The sequence below is a fragment of the Streptomyces sp. NBC_00536 genome, assembly GCF_036346295.1.
GTDB lineage: Bacteria > Actinomycetota > Actinomycetes > Streptomycetales > Streptomycetaceae > Streptomyces.
Window position 1 is genome coordinate 5,379,279 of the sequence record NZ_CP107819.1, and the last position, 21,680, is coordinate 5,400,958.

A 21,680-nucleotide genomic window follows, 5' to 3' on the forward strand; every position below is an offset into this window, starting at 1 on the left:
CGGGGGTGCCACTCGTGCGGATCGCACTGCTCACGGAAGGTGGTTATCCGTATGCGACGGGCGAAGCGAGGGTGTGGTGCGACCGGCTGGTGCGCGGGCTTCCGCAGCACGAGTTCGAGCTGTACGCGCTGAGCCGCAGCGCCGGGCAGGAGGAGCGCGGCCGGGTGCCGCTGCCCGCCCACGTCACACGGGTGCGCACGGCCCCCCTGTGGGCCCCCGACGACGACGGCCGGACCCACTCGCGCCGCGAACGGCGCCGGTTCCTGGCCTGCTTCACGGACCTGGTGCACGGGATCTGCGCCGGGGAGGCGGAGCCGTTCGCCGCCGGACTGTACGGACTGGCCGAACTCGCCCGGGACCAGGGCGGCCTGTACGCGGCCATCCGGTCCGAGACCGCGGTGCGGGCCGTCGAATCCGCCTGCCGGGCGCCCGGCGCGAGCCGCGCCGTCCAGGCCGCCCAGGTTCCCGACCTGCTCGCGTTCGTCGACGAACTGGAGCGCGCGCTGCGCCCGCTCAGCCTGGACTGGTACGAGGAACTCGGCGCCGTCGACATCTGCCACGCGGCGGCGGGCGGGCTGGCCGCGCTGCCCGGGCTGGTGGCCAAACGCTTCTTCGGAGTGCCGCTGCTCGTCACGGAGTACGGAGTCCAGCTCCGGGCGCACTACCTGGAGCACACGGAGGAACGCCCGGCGCTGCGGGCCCTGCTCGGCGCCTTCCAGGTCCGGCTCGCCGCCGAGATCTACGCCCGGGCCGACCTGCTCACCCCCGGCAACGCCCACGCGCGGCGCTGGCAGGAGCGGTGCGGGGCCACCCGGGAGCGGCTGCGGACGGTCTACCCGGGGATGGAGGCGGACCGATTCGCCACCGTCGGGGAGGCCGCCGACCACGGTGACCCCGCCACGCTGGTGTGGGTGGGCCGGATAGAACCGGCCAAGGACCTCATCGCGCTGCTGCACGCCTTCGCGGAGGTGCGGCGGGCCGAACCGGACACCCGGCTGCGCATCTTCGCGACCGCGGCGGCGCCGGGGTACCTGGCCGACTGCCGCTCACTGGCGGCCCAGCTCTTCCCGGACGAGGCGGCCGACGCGGTGACGGTCGGCGAGAGCCCCGTCACCTTCGAGGAGATCGGCGGACCGGAGACCCCGGCCCTGTCCGACGCGTACGGCTCCGCCCCGGTCACCGTGCTGTCCTCGGTGGTCGAGGGCTTCCCGATCCGGCTCGTCGAAGCCATGTTCTGCGGCCGGGCCACCGTCTCCACCGACGTGGGCGCGGTGTGCGAGGTCATCGGCGGCACCGGACTGGTGGTCCCGCCGCGCAACCCGCGCGCCCTCGCGGACGCCTGCCTGACCCTGCTGCGCGACCCGGAACGCGCCCGGCGGCTGGGGGCGGCGGCCAGGGCCCGGGCCCTGGAACTCTTCACCGTCGAGCAGAACGTGGCCGCCTTCCGCGAGATCTACCTCCAGCTCATCGCCGACGGCGCGGCCTGCCCGCCCGCCGACGCCCCCTTCACGCATCCGCCGGAGGCCCGCGTGCCGGGCCACTGGACCACCCCGACGTGGGCCCCCTCCCCGGAGGCGACGGTATGACGACCCACCCGGACACCACCCCGTCGCTCTACGACCTGGCCAGGCGCCCGGTCCTCGTACCGGCCCCGGACCCGCTGCCGGACGACGCCCTGGCCGAGGACCAGTCCCCGTCGCCGGAGACCACCCTCGTACTCCGCCTCGCGCCCGCACCGGAGCTGCCAGTCTCGTCGGCGTTGCTGCCGCCACCCCCAGCCTCGCCGGCGGCGGAGGCAATTCCAGCCCCGCCGGCGTTTGAGGCGCGGGGTCCGGGGCGGAGCCCCGGGGGCCCCGCAGGGGCCGACGCGCCCCCCGCAGGGACCGTCACCGGACGCCGCCGCGCCAGCGGAGACCCCGTCAAGGCACTGATGCACCGGCACCGGGACCTGTGCGAACGGGCCGTAGACCCGCTGGAGATCGCCGCCGGACTGGAGGCCCACGGGATCACCGACCGCACCGCCGCAAGGTTCCGGCACCGGGACGTCTTCTCCCTCGCCGAAGAGCTGTACGCCCGGGTCCCGCGCGGCGAACTGCCCGGCGAACTGCCCGGCGCCCCCCGCACCACCGCCCCCGCCGGGGCCGACGCGGCGGACCTGCGCGGGGCGGCGTACGCCCTGCTCCCCGGCGCGCTCGCACTCGGCGCCGCCCTGCTCGCGGGCCCCGCCCCCTGGGTGGCCGCCCTCGCCGTCGCGTGCACCGTCGGCGGCCTCGCCCGCCCCCGCACCGGCGGGCGCCGCCGCCCCTGGCCCGCCCAGCTGCTCGCCGCCGCGGCCACCGGGTACGCCGTGTACCGGCTCGGCACCCCGCTCGGCACCCCGCTCGCCGTCGGACTCGCCCTGGCGGCCGCCCCCGCGCACTGGTGCGACGCGGCCTTCGCGGCCCGCGCCCGCCGCCGCCTCGCCGGGAGCCGGGCGCTGGAGGACTTCGCGGCGGGGGTCCGGCCGCTGCTCGTCGGGGCGGTGGCCTGCTTCACCGTCCTCGCGGCCGTCCCGCTCGTCCTCCTCGGAGCCCCGCTCGCGGTCGCCGTGCCCCTCGCGGTGCTCCTCTTCCTCACCCGGCTGCTGGTCCGCCACACACCGCACCGGATCCCGGCGGCCGCCGCCCTCGCGGTGGCGCTGATCCCGGACCCGGTGGCCGCCGCCGCGGCCGCCGCCGCCCTGCTCGTGCACGCCACGGTCGCGCTCTCCCGCGCATCCGCCCACGCACGGACCTGACCGCCCCACCGACCTGACCGCGCCAACAAGGAGAAACAGACATGACGGGCCAGCCAAACGACCACGGGGCCGCGCGATGAGGGTGCTGCTGATCGGAGCCAACGGATACCTCGGCCGCTACGTCGCGGACCGGCTGCTCGCCGACCCCGCCGTCCAGCTCACCGCGCTGGGCCGCGGCGACGACGCGGACGTGCGCTTCGACCTCGCCACCGGCAGTCCCGGCGCGCTCACCCGCTTCCTCGACGCCGTCCACCCGGGCGTCGTGATCAACTGCGCGGGCGCCACCCGCGGCGGCGCCCGCGAGCTGACCCGGCACAACACCGTCGCCGTCGCGACGGTCTGCGAATCGCTGCGCCGCAGCGGCTGCGGGGCCCGGCTGGTGCAGCTCGGCTGCGCCGCCGAATACGGGCCCAGCCAGCCCGGATCGTCCACGGCCGAGGACGCCGTGCCGAGACCCGGCGGGCCGTACGGCGTCAGCAAGCTCGCCGCCACCGAACTCGTCCTCGGGTCCGGGCTCGACGCGGTCGTCCTGCGGGTGTTCTCACCCGTCGGCCCCGGCACCCCCGCCGGGTCCCCGCTCGGCCGCCTCGCCGAGGCGATGCGCCGCGCGATGCAGGCCGGGGACGCGGAGCTGAAGCTCAGCGGACTCGGCGTACAGCGCGACTTCGTCGACGTACGGGACGTGGCGCGGGCCGTGCACGCGGCCTCGCTGTCCGCCGCGCAGGGCGTCGTCAACATCGGCACCGGCCGCGCGGTCCGGCTGCGCGACGCGGCCGCCGTCCTGGCCCGGGTCGCGGGCTACGGCGGCGCCATCCACGAACTCGACGGGCCGCAGCAGCCGCACGCGCACCCCGGCCGCCCCGCGGGCCTGGCCGCGATCGGCTCCCCGCGCGCCGAGGCCACGGCCGAGCAGCTGGCCGCCGCCCCGCCGCCGTACCCGTACCCGGACGGCTGCGGCACCTGGCAGCAGGCCGATGTCCGCACGGCCCGCGACCGGCTGGGCTGGCGGCCCCGGATCAATCTGGAGGAATCGCTCGCGGACATCTGGATGGAGGCGGCGTGCCGCATCTGACCACCCCGCCCGGGGCGCGGCGGGCGGCCAGCGAGGCCGGCCGGCTGGGCCTCGGGGTCCCCGGGTACGGGCATCCGCTGGTCGCCCCCGCCGAGTGGGCCGAGCTGTCCCGGCCCGGCACCCCGCTGCACTGGGCCGTCCTGAACGTGGCGGGCGGCCCCGGGCAGCGGCCCGACCCGCACTGTTCGCAGGCGGCCGTCCGGATCCGGGAAACGGGTGGCACCGTACTCGGTCATCTCGCGATGCGGGACGGCGAGCGGTGCTTCGGCGAGCTGATCTCGGACGCCCACCGGTTCGCCGACTGGTACCGGGTCGGCGGTTTCTACCTGGCCGACGCCCCGGCGGGCCGGGACGGGCTGGACGCCGTGCGCAAGGTGACGGACACCCTGCGCACGCTCGGGACCGGCGGGAACGTCCCGCACCTGGTGCTCGGGCACGGTACCCACCCGTACGCGGGCTACGCCGACACCGCCGACCAGCTGGTCACCTTCTCCGGGAGCTGGGCCGACTACCGCTGGTCGCAGGTGGCGGAGTGGACGGCGGACCATCCGCCGGAGCGGTTCTGCCACTTCGTGCACGGGGTGCCGCGCACGCATCTGGAGGAGGCCGTGCGGGTCGCCCGCTGGCAGGGCGCGGGCACGATCTGGTTCACCGACCGGCCCGGAACGCGGGCGGGCAGCGACCCGTGGGCCTCGATGCCCGGGTACTGGGACGAAATCGTCTCGCGGATCGGGACGAGTGTCTCGGAATGAAGTGGGCCGTGGCAGTGTTGCGGACTAGAACAACACTTTAAAGCTCCCCGCTGGCGCGGGGATGACCCGCCTGGAGTGCCCGTGTCGCTGCCACCCCTGGTAGAGCCAGCTGCTGAGCTCACCGTTGACGAGGTCCGTCGGTACTCCCGCCACCTGATCATCCCGGACGTCGGGATGGACGGGCAGAAGCGCCTGAAGAACGCCAAGGTGCTCGCGGTGGGCGCCGGCGGCCTCGGTTCCCCCGCCCTGATGTACCTGGCCGCGGCCGGCGTCGGCACGCTCGGCATCGTGGAGTTCGACGAGGTCGACGAGTCGAACCTGCAGCGCCAGATCATCCACAGCCAGGCGGACATCGGCCGCTCGAAGGCGCAGTCGGCGCGCGACAGCGTGCTCGGCATCAACCCGTACGTGAACGTGATCCTCCACGAAGAGCGGCTCGAAGCCGAGAACGTGATGGAGATCTTCAGCCAGTACGACCTGATCGTCGACGGCACGGACAACTTCGCCACCCGTTACCTCGTCAACGACGCCTGCGTGCTGCTGAACAAGCCGTACGTCTGGGGCTCGATCTACCGCTTCGACGGCCAGGCCTCGGTCTTCTGGTCCGAGCACGGCCCGTGCTACCGCTGCCTCTACCCGGAGCCGCCCCCGCCGGGCATGGTTCCCTCCTGCGCCGAGGGCGGCGTGCTGGGCGTGCTCTGCGCGTCCATCGGCTCCATCCAGGTCACCGAGGCCATCAAGGTCCTGACCGGCATCGGTGAGCCGCTGGTCGGCCGCCTGATGATCTACGACGCCCTGGAGATGCAGTACCGCCAGGTCAAGGTCCGCAAGGACCCCGACTGCGCGGTCTGCGGTCCGAACGCGACCGTCACCGAACTCATCGACTACGAGGCCTTCTGCGGCGTCGTGTCCGAGGAGGCGCAGGAAGCGGCCGCCGGTTCGACGATCACTCCCAAGCAGCTCAAGGAGTGGATCGACAACGACGAGCCGATCGAGATCATCGACGTCCGTGAGATCAACGAGTACGAGATCGTCTCGATCCCCGGCGCGAAGCTGATCCCCAAGGGCGAGTTCCTGATGGGCACCGCCCTGGCGGACCTGCCCCAGGACAAGCGGATCGTCTTGCACTGCAAGACGGGTGTCCGCAGTGCGGAAGTCCTCGCGGTCCTGAAGTCCGCGGGCTTCGCGGACGCGGTGCACGTCGGCGGCGGCGTCATCGGCTGGGTCCACCAGATCGAGCCGGAGAAGCCGATCTACTAGGTCTATCCACTGGGCGGCACATGCGAAGGGGTCCTTCCGCGCACGATGCGCGCGGAAGGACCCCTTCGCTCATTCCTCAGACAGGTGGGGTGCAGACGGCCTTGGCGGCCGGGACCTTGCCGTCCAGCAGGTAGGCGTCCACCGCCTTCTGCACGCACGGGTCGCCGCTGTTGTAGGCGCCGTGGCCCTCGCCCTTGTACGTCAGCTCCACGCCCACGCCCGGGCCGAGCCGCTCCACCATCTTCCGCGCCCCCTCGTACGGGGTGGCCGGGTCGCCGGTGTTGCCGATCACCACGATCGGCGCGGCGCCCGGGGCGCTCACGTCCGGGGTGTCGAAGGCGCCCTTGACCGGCCAGTCGGTGCAGCCCAGCAGGCCCCAGCCCAGGAAGTCGCCGAAGACGGCGGAGGCGGCGCGGAACGCCGGGAGCTTGGCCTTCGTCTGCGCCAGCGTGAAGCGCTCCTTGGAGTCCGCGCAGTTGATCGCGGTGTTCGCCGCACCGATGTTGTTGTAGGTGCCCTTGGGGTCGCGGCCGTTGAGCGCGTCCGACATCACGAGCAGCAACTGCCCCTGGCCGCCCTCGGCCTCGTCGAGCCCCTGCTCCAGCAGCGGCCAGCCCTCCTTGGAGTACAGGGCGTAGGCGATGCCGTTGGTCGCGGCCGACGCGGTCAGCGGCCTGCCGCCGGCGCCCTCGATGGGCTTGGCGGCCAGCGCTTTCTGCAACTTCACGATGTTCGCGTCGATCTCCTTGGGGGTGCTGCCCTGGAGGCGGCAGGCGTCCCCGCGGTCCACGCAGTCCTGCTCGAAGTTGCCGAGGGCCAGCTGGAACCCCTTCGCCTGGCCCAGCGCACCCTCCTCGGCGGTCTTCGTCGGGTCGACGACCGCGTCGAAGACGGCCCGGCCGACGTTCTTCGGGAACAGGTGCGCGTAGACCCCGCCCAGCTCGGTGCCGTAGGAGATGCCGAAGTAGTGGAGCTTCTCGTCGCCCAGGGCCTGGCGCAGCCGGTCGAGGTCGCGGGCCGCGTTCTCGGTGCCGACGTACGGGAGGAGCCTGCCGGAATTGCGGACGCAGCCGTCGCGGTACGTCTTGATGCCCGCCAGGTACGCCTGCTCCTGGGCCGGGGTCTCCGGGGTGTTGTCGGCGGCGTAGTACCGGTCGAGCTGCGCGTCGCTCTCGCACAGCACCGGGGCGCTGCGGCCGACCCCGCGCGGGTCGAAGCTGACCAGGTCGTAGCGGGCGCGCAGCGCGGTGTACTCCTTGGCGGCGCCGGGCAGGGCGGCGATGCCGGAGCCGCCGGGGCCGCCGAAGTTGAAGACGAGGGAGCCGAGGCGGGAGCCCTTCGGGCCGGTGCTCTTGGCGCGGATCAGGGCGAGCGGGAGGGTCTCGCCGCCGGGCTTCGCGTAGTCCAGGGGCACGTCGAGGGTGGCGCACTCCCAGTCCTTGCCGGGCGGCTGGCCGGTGCCCGCGCCCTGTGCGGCGGAGGGGGGCGGGCAGGGCTTCCAGGACGGGGCGGCCTGGGCGCCCGGGGCGTTCTCCTTGCCCTTGGTGGTGTCCTTGCCGCCGTCGGAGCAGGCGCCGGTGGAAAGCAGCGCGAGGACGGTGGCGGCGGCGGCGGTGACCCGCAGGGCATTGGGCATGCCCCCATCCTGGCGCCGCCCCTTCCCCCCCGCCCCCGCCATGGCCCGTTCGTGTCCCCACGGCTCCGGCCGCCGAGGCCAGGGGCGGCCAAACCCAGCCAGGGCGGCCAAACCCAGCCTCGCCGGCGTTTGAGGCGCCGCCGGAGGCCCGTCGGCCTGACGGCCGCTCCAGCCGGGGGCGGCCAATCCCAGCCAGGGCAGCGAAATCCAGCCTCGCCGGCGTTTGAGGCGCCGCCGGAGGCGACACCGGCCACAGCCGGACCGCACCCGGGGCACCTCCTGGAGGCTGGACGGTGCGGGCCCGGCCGTAGCCGGGGTGCCTCCGGCGGCGCCTCAAACGCCGGCGGGGCTGGATTGGGCTGAGCCCGGGGTGGACGGTGCGGACCCGGCCGTGGGGCCTCCGGCGGCGCCTCAAACGCCGGCGGGGCTGGATTGGGCTGAGCCCGGGGTGGACGGTGCGGACCCGGCCGTGGGGCCTCCGGCGGCGCCTCAAACGCCGGCGGGGCTGGATTGGGCTGAGCCCGGGGTGGACGGTGCGGACCCGGCCGTGGGGCCTCCGGCGGCGCCTCAAACGCCGGCGGGGCTGGATTGGGCTGAGCCCGGGGTGGACGGTGCGGACCCGGCCGTGGGGCCTCCGGCGGCGCCTCAAACGCCGGCGGGGCTGGATTGGGCTGAGCCCGGGGTGGACGGTGCGGACCCGGCCGTGGGGCCTCCGGCGGCGCCTCAAACGCCGGCGGGGCTGGAGTGGGCCGGGGTGGCTGCGGTCAGGCCGCGGCCTGGAGGAGGGAGCGGGCGGCGGTGCGGGCGGTGGCTACGCAGGCGGCTACGCCGACGCCTTCGTACGCGGCCCCGCACACGGCCAGGCCCGGCAGCTTCCCCACGGCCTCGCGGATCCGCGCCACCCGCTCCCGGTGCCCGACCCCGTACTGCGGCAGCCCCCGGTCCCACCGGGTCACCCGCGTCGCGACCGGCTCGCCCATCGGCCCCACCGCGTGGTGGAGTTCGGCGATCGCGGTCCGCACCAGGTGCCGGTCGGGCCGGTCCAGGAGTTCGTTCTCGCCGATCCGCCCGATGGACGCCCGTAGGACGAAGGTGTCGGGGGCGGAGGTACCCAGCCAGGCCCACTTGTTGGAGAGGAAGGAGGCCGCCTTCAGGGTGTGCCCGTCCACCGGCGGGACGAGGAACCCGTTGCCCTCGGGCAGGAAGTGCGCCTGCGCCCGGGAGAAGGCCATCGTGATGACCGCCGTCGAGGCGTGCGCGATGCCCGCCAGCTCGGCCTCGGCCAGCGGCGAGTGCGGCCGCAGCAGTTCCGCCGCCGCGAAGGCCGGCAGCGCGAGGATCACCGCGTCCGCCTCCATGGTCAGCGGCCCGTCGCCGGTCATGGCGAGGACCCGCCACCGCCCGCCCGCGGTCTGCTGGAGCGAGCGGGCCGTCGTACCGGTGAGGATCCGCGCACCGCACGCTCCGGCGACGGCGGCGGGGAAGCGGCCGGTGCCACCGCTCACGCCCTGGACGGCGACGGCCGCTGAGCGCGGCGCGCCCGCCGCCCGCATCCGGCGCAGCGCGGGCAGCAGCGGCCCGCCCTGTTCGGCGAGGGCCGCGATCCGCGGCATGGCGGCGCGCAGCGAGAGCCGGTCGGCGCGTCCGGCGTAGATGCCGCCGAGGAGGGGTTCGATGAGCCGGTCCACGGCTTCCTGCCCGAACCGGGAGGAGAGGTACGCGGCGACCGAGCAGTCCTCGGTGAGAGAGGGCGCGTCGAGGGTCTCCTCGGCGGCGACCCGGGCGACGCCCGCGGGGGAGAGGAGCCCAGTGCCGGCCAGGGCGCCCGGGTCGGTGGGGACGCCCATGACGTGCCCGGCGGGCAGGGGCCGCAGACCGCCGTTGGTCCAGATGGTGGTGGGGGCCTGCGCGGGGTCGCAGAGCGCGTCCCCGAGTCCGACCGCCGCCGCGAGTTCGACGGCTTCGGGGCGCAGGGCCATCAGGGACTCCGCACCTTCGTCCACGGTGATGCCCGCGATGGTGCCGGTGCGCAGTTTGCCGCCGACCTTCGTGTGGCTCTCCAGGACGGTGACGTCCGCCGCGCCGCGAAGCTGCCAGGCGGCCGCCAGGCCGCTGATGCCGCCACCGACGACGATCACTGATCGCATTGTCTTCTCCCGTGACCGATATGTTCCCCTACGTAACATAAGGGAAGGTGGTGCGTCAGTGCCTCATGCTTTCGGTCAGGACCCGCAGCTCGTCCTGGTGGGGGAAGCTCCCCGGCTCGTACGCGCAATAGGGGTCGGCCTCCAGCACGTCACCGGTGAACCCGTAGGCCCGCGACCGCGAACCCCCGCACACCGTCTTGAACTCGCACGCCCCGCACTTCCCGCGCAGCAGCTCCGGGTCCCGCAGCGTGGTGAACAGCGCCGAGCCCCGGTAGATCTCGGCCAGCGCGTGGTTCTTCACGTTGCCCGCCGAGACCGGCAGGAACCCGCTGGGGTGCACCTCGCCGGTGTGCGAGATGAAGACGAAGCCGCGCCCCGAGGACACGTCCATCGGCGGCCTGCGCACCGCGCGCCGCGCGCCGTCGAAGACGCCCAGCTCGTGCGCCCGCGCCGTGAGCCGCTCGTACAGCGGTCCGAGCACCGGCCGCTCGCCCTTCGCGTCGAGGATGGTGCGCTGGAGCGCGACCCGGCGGAAGTGGTGGCCCTCGGTGGTCTTGGTGGCCATCACGGCGCCGCAGTCGTAGAGGAAGTGCAGTACGTCCTCGATCTCGGCCGGGGTCAGGGACGCCAGCTGCCCGCCGCGGCCCGTCGGGACCAGCACGAAGCCGGACCACAGCATCGCGATCTCGCGCCGGACCAGCGCCGCGATGTCGGCGAGGTCCTCCAGACTCTCGCGGGTCACCGTGGTGTTGATCTGCACCTTGAGCCCGAGCTCCCGGGCCGTGCGCCAGCCCTCCAGGGTCCAGTCGAAGACCCCGTCGACCCCGCGGAAGCTGTCGTGCCGCGCGGCGGTCGACCCGTCCAGCGAGAGGGACAGCGCGATCGCCCCGGCCTCGCGGACGGCGGCCAGGTTCTCCCGGGTGAGGGTCGGCGTACCGGAGGGCGAGACCGCGACCCGCAGGCCCAGCGAGGCGCCGTACGCGACCAGCTCGGTGAGGTCGGCGCGCTGGAAGGGGTCGCCGCCGGTGATGACGAACAGCGGGCCGGGCTTGCCGAAGGCGGCGATCTGGTCCATGACCCGCCGGGCGTCACGGCCGTCCAGCTCGGCGGGGTCGCGGGCGGTCCGCGCCTCGGCCCTGCAGTGCAGGCAGGCCAGCGGGCAGGCCCGGGTGGACTCCCAGATGACGATGAAGGGCCGTTCGGAGACCGCGTGCACGGGCTTGCGCACAACGGTGCGCGGGACAGGAGGCGGGGGAGGGGGAGTGGTCATGAGACGCGCTCCCAGCCGCGCTTCGTGGCGCGGTTCGCCAGCTGCTCCGGGTCCCGCTTGCGGTAGACGACGTAGGGCCGGAAGAGGTACTTCAGCGGCACCGAGAACATGTGCACCAGCCGGGAGTAGGGGATCAGCGCGAACAGCGTGAACCCGAACAGGATGTGCAGCCGGAAGGCGAGCGGGGCGCCCGCCATCAGGTGGTAGTCCGGCTGGAAGGCGAACAGGCTTCGGAACCACACGGAGATCCCGGTCCGGTAGTTGTAATCGCCGGTCATGCCGGTGGAGTTGAGGAGCGTCGCCGTCAGGCCGAGGACCATCGCGCCGAGCAGGAACGCGTACATCAGGTGGTCGCTGCGCAAGGTGGCCTTGCGGACCGCGGGGACCGTGAAGCGCCGGTACACCAGCACCCCGATGCCGGCGGCCGCGGCGATGCCCGCCACCGTGCCGGTGGAGATCGCGAGCAGGTGGTAGGCGTGGTCGCTCAGGCCCACCGCGTCGGTCCAGCCCTTCGGGATCAGCAGGCCCACGACATGGCCCATGACCACGAACAGCATGCCGAAGTGGAAGAGCGGCGAACCGATCCGCAGCAGCCGCGACTCGTGCAGCTGCGAGGAGTGGGTGGTCCAGCCGAACGTGTCGAACCGGGCGCGCCAGACGGTGCCCGCGATGAGCAGGGCGGCCGAGACGTAGGGGAGCACGCCCCACAGGAGGAGGTCCATCAGGCCACCGCGCCCTTCGGAGCGTGCGGAATCTGCGGCCACGGCAGGTCGGTGGGCATGTCGAGGCCCGGGCCGAACGGTTCGAGGGCCGAGCCCGCGCCCACCAGTTCCTGCGGCGGCCCGTTCTTCGCGAGCGCCTTCGCCTCCGCCTTGGTCTCGGGGGAGGGGCCGGGCAGCGTGGAGCAGACCGCCTCCAGCACCCGGGCGTAGGGCGAGCCGGATTCGGTCAGCGCGAGGCGCAGCAGCTCCAGCCCGGCCCGGTGCTCCTGGAGCAGCCGGGTGCCGGCCTCTTCCTCGCGGGCGGCGAACTCCAGTGCCACGGGCAGGAAGTCGGGCAGTTCCTCACCCGTGTACTCCAGCCCGAAGTCCCGGTAGATCCGCTTCAGCCGGACCAGGGACAGCCCGCGGCGGCGCGTGTCCCCGTCCACCCACCAGGTGAGGTAGAGGCAGCGCCGGTTGCGGGTGTCGAAGGTCGAGGTGTACTGCGCGCACAGCTCGATCGGGCTCTGGGTCGCGGCCTCGTCGAGGAAGGCGCCGAGCCGCTGGGCTTGTTCGGGGGCCGCCCCGGCCAGGGCCGCACGGAGCCGGGGGAGTTCGTCATGGAAGTAGTCTCCCGGATACTGCAGCACACAGCCCGCGACCAGTCGTACGACGGCGTCCGGTGTCACGAAGTCCTCCTCGTGGGGCTCATGTTGAGCAGGACCCGCGCGGGCGCGGATCCGGCGGGTTCGGCGGTTTCGCGCACGGGACAGGTGTCGTCCAGCGGGTGACTGCCGGCGAGCGCGTCGGCGTCGGCGCGGGCCGCGGTGGGGATGACGAACCGGTCCTCCAGCTTGGCGACGGCCAGCAGCCGGAACATGTCCTCCATCTCCACGCCCGTCAGGCCCACGGCTCGGGCAATCGACTCGTCGCGCTCCTCGCCGAGGTTGATCCGCCGCATGTACGAGCGCATCGCGGCCATCCGGCGCAGCACCGCCCGCACGGGGTGGGGGTCACCGGCGGTCAGCAGTTCGGCGAGGTACTCGACGGGGATGCGCATCTCGTCGATGGCGCCGAAGAGGTTGCCCGCGTCCTCGCCGTCGCTGCCGGTGGCGGCGACCGCCTCGACCACGGGGGAGAGCGGGGGGACGTACCAGACCATCGGCATCGTCCGGTACTCCGGATGCAGCGGCAGGGCCACCTGGTAGGTCGCGATCAGGTCGTACACCGGGGATCGGCGGGCCGCGTCGAGCCATTCGTCGGTGATGCCGGCCGCGCGGGCGGCGGCCACCACGGCCGGGTCGTGCGGGTCGAGGAAGCACTCCAGCTGCGAGGGATAGAGATCGTGCTCGTCTTCCACGGACGCGGCCTCGGCGACCTTGTCGGCGTCGTAGAGCATCACGCCGAGGTAGCGCATCCGGCCGACGCAGGTCTCCGAGCAGACGGTCGGCATGCCGACCTCGATGCGCGGGAAGCACAGGGTGCACTTCTCGGCCTTGCCGGTCCGGTGGTTGAAGTACACCTTCTTGTACGGGCAGCCGGTGACGCACATCCGCCAGCCGCGGCACTGGTCCTGGTCCACCAGGACGATGCCGTCCTCCTCGCGCTTGTACATCGCGCCCGAGGGGCAGGAGGAGACGCACGCGGGGTTCAGGCAGTGCTCGCAGATCCGCGGGAGGTAGAACATGAAGCTCTGCTCGAACTCGAAGCGGATCTTCTCGCCGACCTCGTCGCGGATCTTCTCGATGATCGGGTCCTTCGGGGCGTGCGTGGGCGCGCCGCCGAGGTTGTCGTCCCAGTTCGGACCCCATTCGATCGTGCCGATGGGTTCACCGGTGAGCTGCGAGACGGGCCGGGCGGTGGGCAGGTCGTCGCCCGCCGGGGCCTCGGTGAGGTTCTTGTACTCGTACGTCCACGGCTGGTAGTAGTCGGAGATCTCCGGCAGGTCCGGGTTGGCGAAGATCTTGCCGAGCTTGGCGAGCCGCCCGCCCGCCTTGAGCCGCAGCTTGCCGGACCGGGTGCGCTCCCAGCCGCCCTTCCACTTCTCCTGGTCCTCCCAGCGGCGCGGGTAGCCCTGGCCGGGGAGGGTCTCGACGTTGTTGAACCAGACGTACTCGGTGCCCTGCCGGTTGGTCCACGCCTGCTTGCAGGTGACCGAGCAGGTGTGGCAGCCGATGCACTTGTCGAGGTTCATGACCATCGCGACTTGAGCCATGACGCGTCCGATAGTCGCTTCGCGACGGGGCATGCCTAGTACTCCACGTTCTGGTCGCGGCGGCGGATGACCGTCACCTCGTCGCGCTGGTTGCCGGTCGGGCCCAGGTAGTTGAAGGCCCAGGTCAGCTGGGCGTAGCCGCCGACGAGGTGGGTGGGCTTGAGCATCACCCGGGTCAGCGAGTTGTGGATGCCGCCGCGGCGGCCGGTCTTCTCGGTCTTGGGGACGCCGACCGTGCGCTCCTGGGCGTGGTTCATGTAGACCGTGCCCGGCGGCATCTTGTGGGAGACGATCGCGCGGGCGGTGACCACGCCGTTGCGGTTGACCGCCTCGATCCAGTCGTTGTCCGCGACCCCGATCGCGTCGGCGTCCTGCGGGGACATCCACACGGTCTGCCCGCCGCGGCCCAGGGTCATCATGTAGAGGTTGTCCTGGTACTGGCTGTGGATCGCCCACTTGTTGTGGGGCGTCAGGTACCGCACGGCCACCGACTTCTCCTTCTCGTCGACGGTGCCCAGCTCGGGCTCCCCGTACAGCCGGTGCATGTTCAGCGGTGGCTTGTAGACGGGCATCGACTCGCCCACCTCGTGCAGCCAGTCGTGGTCGAGGAAGAAGTGCTGGCGGCCGGTGAGGGTGTGCCAGGGCTTGAGGTGCTCGGTGTTGACCGTGAAGGCGGTGTAGCGGCGCCCGCCGGCCTCGCTGCCCGACCACTCGGGCGAGGTGATCACCGGGACCGGGCGGGCCTGCGTGTCGGCGAAGGTGATCCGCTTGCCCTCGGCCTCCGCGGCCAGATGGGCCATCGGGGTGCCGACCTTCTTCTCCAGGGTCTCGAAGCCCTGGGTGGCCAGGCGGCCGTTGCTGGTGCCGGAGAGGGAGAGGATCGCCTCGCAGGCCTGCTGGGCGGTCTCCAGCCGGGGGCGGCCGTCGGCGGCGCCGCCGCGGACCGTGCCGTTCTTGGCGCCGAGGTAGGTGATCTCCTCGGCGACGTCGAAGGTGATGGCCTTCGTCGTCACGCCGAGCGTGTCCACCAGCGGCCCCAGCGCGGCGAACTTCTCGCCGACCGCGCCGTAGTCGCGCTCGACGACCTGCAGGTTGTACATGGTCCGGCCGGGTACGGGCTCGCACTCGCCCTTCGACCAGTCCAGCGCGACCCCGCCGGGCTGGGCCATCTCGCCGCCCGGGGTGTCGTGCTGGAGGGCGGTGGCGACCAGGTCCTTGCGCACGCCCAGGTGGGTCTTGGCCAGCTCGCCGAACCGTTCCGCCAGCCCTTTGAAGGCGTCGTAGTCGGACCGCGCCTGCCAGGGCGGGTCCACGGCCGGGGTGAAGGCGTGCAGGAAGGGGTGCATGTCGGTGGAGGACAGGTCGTGCTTCTCGTACCAGGTCGCCGCCGGGAAGACCACGTCCGACAGGAGCGTCGTCGAGGTCATCCGGAAGTCCATCGTCATGAGCAGGTCGAGCTTGCCCTCGACGTCCTCGTCCCGGTAGGTCACGTCCTTCGGGGAGCAACGCGGCCCGTCCTCCGGCAGGTTGGAGTGCGTGCCCAGCAGGTGCTTGAGGAAGTACTCGTTGCCCTTGGAGCTGGAGCCCAGCAGATTGGCCCGCCATACGTTCAGCACGCGCGGCCAGTTGCCGGGCGCGTCCGGGTCCTCGCCCGCGAAGCCCAGCTCACCGCTCTTCAGTTGCTCGACGGCGCTCGCCACCGGGTCCTCGGCCTCGCCCAGCTCCAGCGGATTGCGGTCGAAGGTCGGGTAGGAGGGCATCCAGCCCATCCGGGCGCTCGCGGCCAGGCAGTCGGAGCCGGTCATGTCCTTGAAGACGCCCTCGCCGAGCGGCGAGGCCAGCGCCTCGGCGGGCAGGGTGTCGTAGCGCCACTGGTCGGTGTGCAGGTAGAACCAGGCCGCGCCGATCATCTGGCGCGGCGGGCGCGACCAGTCGGAGGCCGCCGCGAGGGTGGCCCAGCCGGTGACCGGACGGCACTTCTCCTGGCCGACGTAGTGGCCCCAGCCGCCGCCGTTGCGGCCCTGGCAGCCGGTGAGGGTGAGCAGGGCGAGGAAGGAGCGGTAGATGGTCTCGGAGTGGAACCAGTGGTTGGTGCCCGCGCCCATCAGGATCATGCAGCGCCCCCGCGACCGCTCGGCCGTCTCCGCGAACTCCCGGGCCACCCGCGCGGCCTGGGCGGCCGGCACCGAGGTCAGGGACTCCTGCCAGCCGGGCGTGCCGGGCTGGCTCGCGTCCTCGGACGAGGCGGGCCACTCGCCGGGCAGCCCCGCGCGGGCCACCCCGTACTGCGCGAGCATCAGGTCGAAGACCGTGGTGACCAGCCGGTCCCCGAGACGGCGTACGGGCACGCCGCGGCGGATGACCCCGCCGCGCTCGTCGTCCTCGAAGCGGGGCAGGGTGACCGCGACGCTCTCCACGGCGTCCGAGCCATCCGTGTCCTGTGCGTACAGGGTCAGCCGGGGCACGGTGTCGCCGAGGTCGAGGTTCCACTCGGGCCGCTCGTTCTTGCCCCAGCGGTGGCCGAGGGTGCCGTTCGGGACCACCGGTTCGCCGGTCACGTCATCGATCAGCACCGTCTTCCAGCGCGCGTTCTCGGTGTCGTGCCCGAGATCGGCGGCGGTCACGAACTTGCCCGGCACCAGACCCTGTTCGGTTTCCCGCAGGGACACCAGGAAGGGGAGGTCGGTGTACTGGCGGACGTAATCCGTGAAGAACGGCGTCTGCTTCTCGACGAAGAATTCCTTGAGGATGACATGGCCCATCGCGAGGGCCAGCGCGCCGTCCGTGCCGGGGTGCGGATGCATCCATTCGTCGGCGAACTTCGTGTTGTCCGCGTAATCCGGGGAGACCGTGACGACCTTCTGGCCGCGGTAACGGGCCTCGGTCATCCAGTGCGCGTCCGGGGTGCGGGTGACCGGGACGTTGGAGCCCCACATCATCAGGTAGGCCGCGTCCCACCAGTCACCGGACTCCGGTACGTCGGTCTGGTCGCCGAAGACCTGCGGCGAGGCCACCGGCAGGTCGGCGTACCAGTCGTAGAAGCTCAGCATCGGCGCGCCGATGAGGGAGTGGAAGCGGGCGCCCGCCGCGTGCGAGGCCATCGACATCGCCGGGATCGGCGAGAAACCCGCGACCCGGTCCGGGCCGTGCTCCTTGACGGTGTGCACATGGGCGGCGGCGACCAGCTCGGTCGCCTCCTCCCAGGTCGCGCGCACCAGCCCGCCCTTGCCGCGGGCCTTCTGGTACGTGCGCCGGCGCGCGGGGTCGGACTGGATGTCGGCCCAGGCCTCGACGGGATCCCCGAGGCGGCCCTTGGCCTCCCGGTACATCTCCAGCAGGGCGCCGCGGACGTAGGGGTAGCGGACCCGGGTCGGCGAATAGGAGTACCAGGAGAAGGAGGCGCCGCGGGGGCAGCCGCGCGGCTCGTACTCCGGTCGGTCCGGACCGACCGAGGGGTAGTCGGTGGCCTGGGTCTCCCAGGTGATGATCCCGTCCTTGACGTAGACCTTCCAGCGGCACGAACCCGTGCAGTTCACGCCGTGCGTCGAATACACGACCTTGTCGTGGCTCCAGCGGTCCCGGTAGAAGGCCTCCGCGGCCCGGCCGCCGGTCCGGTGGACCGTCCGCAGATCGTCCGAGACCTCGGCCCGGCTGAAGAAGCTGCCCGCCTTGACCAATTGCTCGGCGGCACCCTGATGCTCCTGCAACGCGACCTCCAGGCCATCGCAAAAATCCGAATCCCCGAACGACCGTACGCCTGTGGAATACCGGTATCCGATGACAAAGGTCCCGGAGCGGGGTGACCATCTGCCGGACTTTCACGGGTCCATGGGGTGCATTCTGGAATCGCGCCGATTCCGCGCCAATTACCCGGCGGCGCAGGCAAATTACGCGATTCGATTCCGATTAGGGGGAGCGTGGTGACCGAACGGACCGTGGTGACCGTGCGGCCGGCATCCCGGCGGTCGTGGGCCCGGCGCTGGCTCCCCGACCAGCACGGCGCCTGGGCGATGCTCGCCGTGCCCTTCCTCGCCGGGACCCTCCTCGCGCCACGGCCCGCCCCGGCGCACGCCGTGCTCTTCGGCGCCTGGCTCCTCGGCTACGTCGCGGTCTTCCACGGCCAGCAGTGGCTCCGGCTGCGGCGCCACTCGCGCAGGCCCGGGGCCGCCGCCCGGCACGTCCGGCCGGGGCTGGTCTGCGGCGCCGCCTGCGCGGTGCTCGCCCTGCCGCTCGCCGCCCGCCACCCCTGGCTGCTGTGGGCGGGGGCCGCGGCCGCGCCCTTCGTCGCCGTGAACACGTACGCCGCGTGGCTGGGCCGCGAACGCGCCCTGTGGAACGGCCTGGCGGCGGTGGTCCCCGCCTGCGCGGTGCTCCTGGTGACCCTGCGCCTCGGCGGCGGCGCCCCGGCCGACGGCCGGCGCCCCGCGCTGGCCTGCCTGCTCTACTTCGGCGGCACGGTCCCGTACGTCAAGACGATGATCCGGGAGCGGAACTCGGCCCCCTACCGCCGCGCCTCGGTGGCCTGCCACGCGGTGGCGCTCCTACTGGCCACCTGGCTCACCCCCTGGCTGGCCGTCCCCTTCACCCTCTACCTGGCCCGCGCCGCACTCCTGCCGGGTCGCGGGCTGCGGGCCCCGCTGATCGGGTCGGTGGAGCTGGCCGCATCGGCCCTGCTCTTGACCGTGCTCCTGGCCGCCGCCTGACCGGCTGCCCGCCACTTGGCGGCCGACCGGGGCCAATCAAGCCTGCCCGGCGATTGAGGGCCCGCCGGAGGCACACTGGGCCGCACCCGGCCTCCCACCGCACCGAACGGTGACCCCGGCCCCACCCGGCCGTGCACCCGCCCGCCGCGGGAACTAGATCGCTTCCTTGCGGGTCAGGTAGTTGAACGAGATCCACCCCGGCAGCACCGGCAGCCAGAACGTGCACAGCCGGAACAACAGCACCGCCGAGATCGCGATCTCCTTCTCCAGACCGGCCGCGATCAGACCGAGGGTCAGCGTCGTCTCCACCGCGCCCACACCACCCGGCGTCGGCGCCGCCGAGCCCAGCGCGTTGCCCGCGAGGAAGACCACCGCGATGCTCGCCAGGCTCAGCGCCTCGCCCCCGCCGAAGGCGCGGACCGAGGCGTCCAGGCACATCACGAAGCAGGCGGTCAGCAGCAGCATCCCGCCGATGCCCGTGATCAGCTTCTGCGGCCGCTGGAGGATGTCCAGCATGCGCGGCACGACCCCGGCGAACAGCGCCCGTACCCGGGTCGCCACGAACTTCCGCAGGAACGGGATCGCCGTCACCACCAGCACCAGCACCGCGACCGTCAGCAGCCCGGCGATGACCGCCCGCGACGGGGTCATCTGCGTGGTGTTCTCGGTCCCGGTCAGATAGCCGAAGGACAGCAGCAGCAGGATGTGGCTCGCCAGCCCGAACAGCTGCGACGCGCCGACGCTCGCCACCGCCAGCCCCGGCCGCACCCCCGACCGCTGCAGGAAGCGGGTGTTCAGCGCGACACCGCCCACCGCCGCCGGAGCGACCAGCTTCACGAAGGACCCGGCCAGCTGCGCGCACACGGTCCGCAGGAACGGCACCCGCTCCGGCACGAAGCCCAGCAGGCTCATCGCCGCCGCGAAATAGGTCAGCGCGGAGAACGCCAGGACCACCCCGACCCAGCCCCAGCGCGCCGACCCGAAGGTGGTCGCGAAGTCGACCTGGGTGAGCTGGGAGAGCAGGAAGTACGCGGCGACCGCGCCCGCGATGAAGGACACCAGCGTGCGCGGCCTGATCCGCTCCAGCCGGGCCGGTTCCACCGGCGCCTGCGGACGGATCAGCAGCACCTGCTGCCGGATCTGGCTGAGCAGGTCCTCCTCGCGGGCCTCGTCGAGGGCCTCGTCCAGCGCCCGCTTCTCGGCCTTGCGCTCCGCCTTCGACTCGGCCTTGGACTCCGCCTTGGACGAGCGCCGCGCGGCCGCGTCGGCCTCGCGTTCCGCGTCGCGCTGTGCCTTCGCCAGCCGGGAGGTCTCCAGTACGGCCTCCCGCTCGCGGGTCGAGCGCTCCCGCGCCAGCCTGCGCAGCGTGGCCCGGGTGGAGCGGCTCAGCGCGATCGGCTGGAGCAGCGGCAGACAGTCCGCGACCGCGTCCGGGCCCAGCACCTCCAGCGCCGAAGCCACCGAGCGCTCGGCGCCGACCCGCAGGCCGATGGTGGTCAGCAGCTGTGCGATGTCCATCCGCAGCACCAGGTCACCGGCCGCGATCTCGCCGCCGCGCAGGTCGGTGAGGATGACATTGCCAAAACGATCCACCACGAGCGCGTCCCCGGTCAGCCGCCGGTGCGCGATCCGCCGCGACTGCAGGGCCTGGACCTGCTCCCACGCGTTGCGGCTCAGCTCGTCGGTGATCTCCTCGTCGGCGAGCTGGTCCAGGGTCCGGCCGCCCAGGTGCTCGTACACGAGCATCACGGCGTCCGGACCCAGCTCGGAGGTGGCGATCAGCTTGGGCGCGTTCGCCCCGGCCGCGATCGCGGCGTACGCGAGCAGGGCCTCCTGCTCCAGCGCCTGCCGCAGCGACTGGAGGCTGCGCCGGGTGGTGATCCCGCGCAGGGTGAGCCGCCGCCAGACCCGGTAGAAGAAGCCCTGCGCCTGCTGCTCGCGGTCCACGACCGTGACGTCCAGCGGCGGGCCGTCGGCCAGGGTGACGTGGTAGCGGCGGCCGCGGTCGCTCTGCTCGGAGACCTCCTTGCCCTCCGGGCCCTCCGGCACCTCGGCGCGGGTCGCGCTGACCGGCTGGAAGCCGACCCGGCGCAGGCCCGCGAGGAGGTTCTGGCCGGTGGGCCGGACATTGGGGGAGCCGACGGCGTACAGCGTGCCGTAGGCGACGGTCCAGCCGATGAGCACGGTGAGGATGATCGAGAAGGGGGTGGTGTAGCCGCCGACGAGCATCGCGAAGGCGTCGAGGAGCAGCACCGCCCACAGCGCCACGCGCCAGCGGGGTCTGCGGGTCATCCCGACGGCGGTCATGTAGGCGATGACGGGCGCGAGGTAACCGTGGACCGGATCCGTGAGGACGTCACCGATGCCGGTGGGGCGGGTCAGGGCCTCCTGGATGGTGCCCGGGGCGGCGCGCGAGACCCAGAGGTCGATGGCGAGGGTCACGCCGTGCGCCAGTACGGCCGCGAGCACGCCGTCGGCGATGCGCAGGCCGTCTCGTTTGATCAGCCGCTCGATGGCGAAGGCGACCGGGACCAGCAGGATGGCGATGCTCGACACCAGCCCGGCGACCTTGATCAGTACGTCCGGTGCCTGGCCGGTGCCCTTGTTGATGTCGGCTTCCAGGCCGACGGTCGTGCCGTGCGCGAAGGCGGCGATGGCGAGGACGACGGCGATGCCGAGGATGCCGACGAGCAGCCGGACCAGGTCGGAGGGCCGGTGCACCCGGGCGGCGAGCAGCGGCTCGTCGCCCTCGACCCGGTCGGCGGTGGCGGCGGTGAGGGTGATGTCGAGGGAGCCGCGGGCCTCGGCGTCCGGGCCGGGGGTGTCCGCGCCGGGGGTGTCCGCGTCCGGGGCGTGCGCGCCGGGGGCGTGCGGGCGCGCGGAACCGGCGGCGCCGTCCGCTCGCGCCGTGCCGTCCGCCGTCGTGCGCCCGTCGTCCGGGGGCCCGTCGCCCGGGGGCCCTGGGGCGCCGTCCGGACTGCTCTCGGGAGGGCTCACACCCTGCTCCTTCGCCGTCACATCCGTCTCTTCTTGATCACGTATCACCTGTCACCGCCCGGAAGATGGTGGCACGGCGGAGCGGGGGCGCGAGGCAGCAGGGTGCGCGTCCCGGCGGAGCGGAGCGTTCGGGGAGACCGGGGGCGGGGTG

At 73.1% G+C, this 21,680-nt stretch carries 14 protein-coding genes; 6 read left to right on the top strand and 8 right to left on the bottom strand.

Annotated features, from left to right (window positions below; translation table 11 throughout):
* Nucleotides 1-14: 14 nt before the first annotated feature.
* The 5 genes from OHS33_RS24060 to moeZ all read left to right on the top strand — a co-directional run bounded on the left by OHS33_RS24060 (nucleotide 15) and on the right by moeZ (nucleotide 5,860).
* The gene (locus OHS33_RS24060) at nucleotides 15-1,586 is read left to right on the top strand and encodes a DUF3492 domain-containing protein (RefSeq protein ID WP_330332481.1); all 1,572 of its coding nucleotides are present in this window, start codon (nucleotides 15-17) and stop codon (nucleotides 1,584-1,586) included.
* Nucleotides 1,583-2,776: a hypothetical protein gene (locus OHS33_RS24065; protein WP_330332482.1), complete on the top strand. Its 1,194-nt coding sequence runs from the start codon at nucleotides 1,583-1,585 to the stop codon at nucleotides 2,774-2,776. The genes OHS33_RS24060 and OHS33_RS24065 overlap by 4 nt, the downstream gene beginning before the upstream one ends.
* Nucleotides 2,777-2,852: 76 nt before the next feature.
* Nucleotides 2,853-3,848 carry an NAD-dependent epimerase/dehydratase gene (locus tag OHS33_RS24070; protein ID WP_330332483.1) on the top strand — a complete coding sequence of 332 codons (996 nt, stop codon included), beginning with the start codon at nucleotides 2,853-2,855 and terminating at the stop codon, nucleotides 3,846-3,848.
* Nucleotides 3,836-4,600: a spherulation-specific family 4 protein gene (locus OHS33_RS24075; RefSeq protein ID WP_330332484.1), complete on the top strand. Its 765-nt coding sequence runs from the start codon at nucleotides 3,836-3,838 to the stop codon at nucleotides 4,598-4,600. Before OHS33_RS24070 ends, OHS33_RS24075 begins: the two co-directional genes overlap by 13 nt.
* 81 nt (nucleotides 4,601-4,681) lie before the next feature.
* On the top strand, nucleotides 4,682-5,860 hold the full coding sequence (gene moeZ, locus OHS33_RS24080) for an adenylyltransferase/sulfurtransferase MoeZ (RefSeq protein ID WP_330332485.1): 1,179 nt from the start codon (nucleotides 4,682-4,684) through the stop codon (nucleotides 5,858-5,860).
* 76 nt (nucleotides 5,861-5,936) lie between these two features.
* Here the strand turns inward: moeZ and OHS33_RS24085 are convergent, their stop codons facing one another.
* The 7 genes from OHS33_RS24085 to OHS33_RS24115 all read right to left on the bottom strand — a co-directional run bounded on the left by OHS33_RS24085 (nucleotide 5,937) and on the right by OHS33_RS24115 (nucleotide 17,536).
* Nucleotides 5,937-7,496 carry an alpha/beta hydrolase gene (locus OHS33_RS24085; RefSeq protein WP_330332486.1) on the bottom strand — a complete coding sequence of 520 codons (1,560 nt, stop codon included), beginning with the start codon at nucleotides 7,494-7,496 and terminating at the stop codon, nucleotides 5,937-5,939.
* 764 nt (nucleotides 7,497-8,260) lie between these two features.
* Nucleotides 8,261-9,643, bottom strand: a complete 1,383-nt coding sequence (gene hemG / locus OHS33_RS24090; RefSeq protein WP_330332487.1) for a protoporphyrinogen oxidase — start codon at nucleotides 9,641-9,643, stop codon at nucleotides 8,261-8,263.
* 55 nt (nucleotides 9,644-9,698) lie between these two features.
* Nucleotides 9,699-10,913 carry a TIGR04053 family radical SAM/SPASM domain-containing protein gene (locus OHS33_RS24095; protein WP_330332488.1) on the bottom strand — a complete coding sequence of 405 codons (1,215 nt, stop codon included), beginning with the start codon at nucleotides 10,911-10,913 and terminating at the stop codon, nucleotides 9,699-9,701.
* Nucleotides 10,910-11,635: a respiratory nitrate reductase subunit gamma gene (gene narI / locus OHS33_RS24100; protein ID WP_330332489.1), complete on the bottom strand. Its 726-nt coding sequence runs from the start codon at nucleotides 11,633-11,635 to the stop codon at nucleotides 10,910-10,912. Before narI ends, OHS33_RS24095 begins: the two co-directional genes overlap by 4 nt.
* Nucleotides 11,635-12,303, bottom strand: a complete 669-nt coding sequence (gene narJ, locus OHS33_RS24105) for a nitrate reductase molybdenum cofactor assembly chaperone (RefSeq protein ID WP_330332490.1) — start codon at nucleotides 12,301-12,303, stop codon at nucleotides 11,635-11,637. Before narJ ends, narI begins: the two co-directional genes overlap by 1 nt.
* On the bottom strand, nucleotides 12,300-13,862 hold the full coding sequence (gene narH, locus OHS33_RS24110; RefSeq protein ID WP_443065345.1) for a nitrate reductase subunit beta: 1,563 nt from the start codon (nucleotides 13,860-13,862) through the stop codon (nucleotides 12,300-12,302). Before narH ends, narJ begins: the two co-directional genes overlap by 4 nt.
* Nucleotides 13,863-13,864: 2 nt before the next feature.
* Complete coding sequence (locus OHS33_RS24115) at nucleotides 13,865-17,536, bottom strand: nitrate reductase subunit alpha (RefSeq protein ID WP_330332492.1); 3,672 nt, start codon at nucleotides 17,534-17,536, stop codon at nucleotides 13,865-13,867.
* Between the two features lie 213 nt (nucleotides 17,537-17,749).
* Here OHS33_RS24115 and OHS33_RS24120 point away from each other — a divergent pair, with 213 nt between their 5' ends.
* Complete coding sequence (locus tag OHS33_RS24120) at nucleotides 17,750-18,532, top strand: YwiC-like family protein (RefSeq protein WP_330332493.1); 783 nt, start codon at nucleotides 17,750-17,752, stop codon at nucleotides 18,530-18,532.
* A 153-nt stretch (nucleotides 18,533-18,685) separates the two neighbouring features.
* On the opposite strand, the gene OHS33_RS24125 is transcribed toward OHS33_RS24120, so the two are convergent.
* Nucleotides 18,686-21,577 carry a lysylphosphatidylglycerol synthase transmembrane domain-containing protein gene (locus OHS33_RS24125; RefSeq protein ID WP_330332494.1) on the bottom strand — a complete coding sequence of 964 codons (2,892 nt, stop codon included), beginning with the start codon at nucleotides 21,575-21,577 and terminating at the stop codon, nucleotides 18,686-18,688.
* Between the last annotated feature and the right edge of the window lie 103 nt (nucleotides 21,578-21,680).

Bases quoted from the DNA above. Each gene is read 5' to 3' on its own strand.
- narI (WP_330332489.1), bottom strand. From the start codon at position 11,635: ATGGACCTCCTCCTGTGGGGCGTGCTCCCCTACGTCTCGGCCGCCCTG.
- OHS33_RS24070 (WP_330332483.1), top strand. From the start codon at position 2,853: ATGAGGGTGCTGCTGATCGGAGCCAACGGATACCTCGGCCGCTACGTC.
- OHS33_RS24085 (WP_330332486.1), bottom strand. From the start codon at position 7,496: ATGCCCAATGCCCTGCGGGTCACCGCCGCCGCCGCCACCGTCCTCGCG.
- hemG (WP_330332487.1), bottom strand. From the start codon at position 9,643: ATGCGATCAGTGATCGTCGTCGGTGGCGGCATCAGCGGCCTGGCGGCC.
- narH (WP_443065345.1), bottom strand. From the start codon at position 13,862: ATGCCCCGTCGCGAAGCGACTATCGGACGCGTCATGGCTCAAGTCGCG.
- OHS33_RS24095 (WP_330332488.1), bottom strand. From the start codon at position 10,913: ATGACCACTCCCCCTCCCCCGCCTCCTGTCCCGCGCACCGTTGTGCGC.
- OHS33_RS24065 (WP_330332482.1), top strand. From the start codon at position 1,583: ATGACGACCCACCCGGACACCACCCCGTCGCTCTACGACCTGGCCAGG.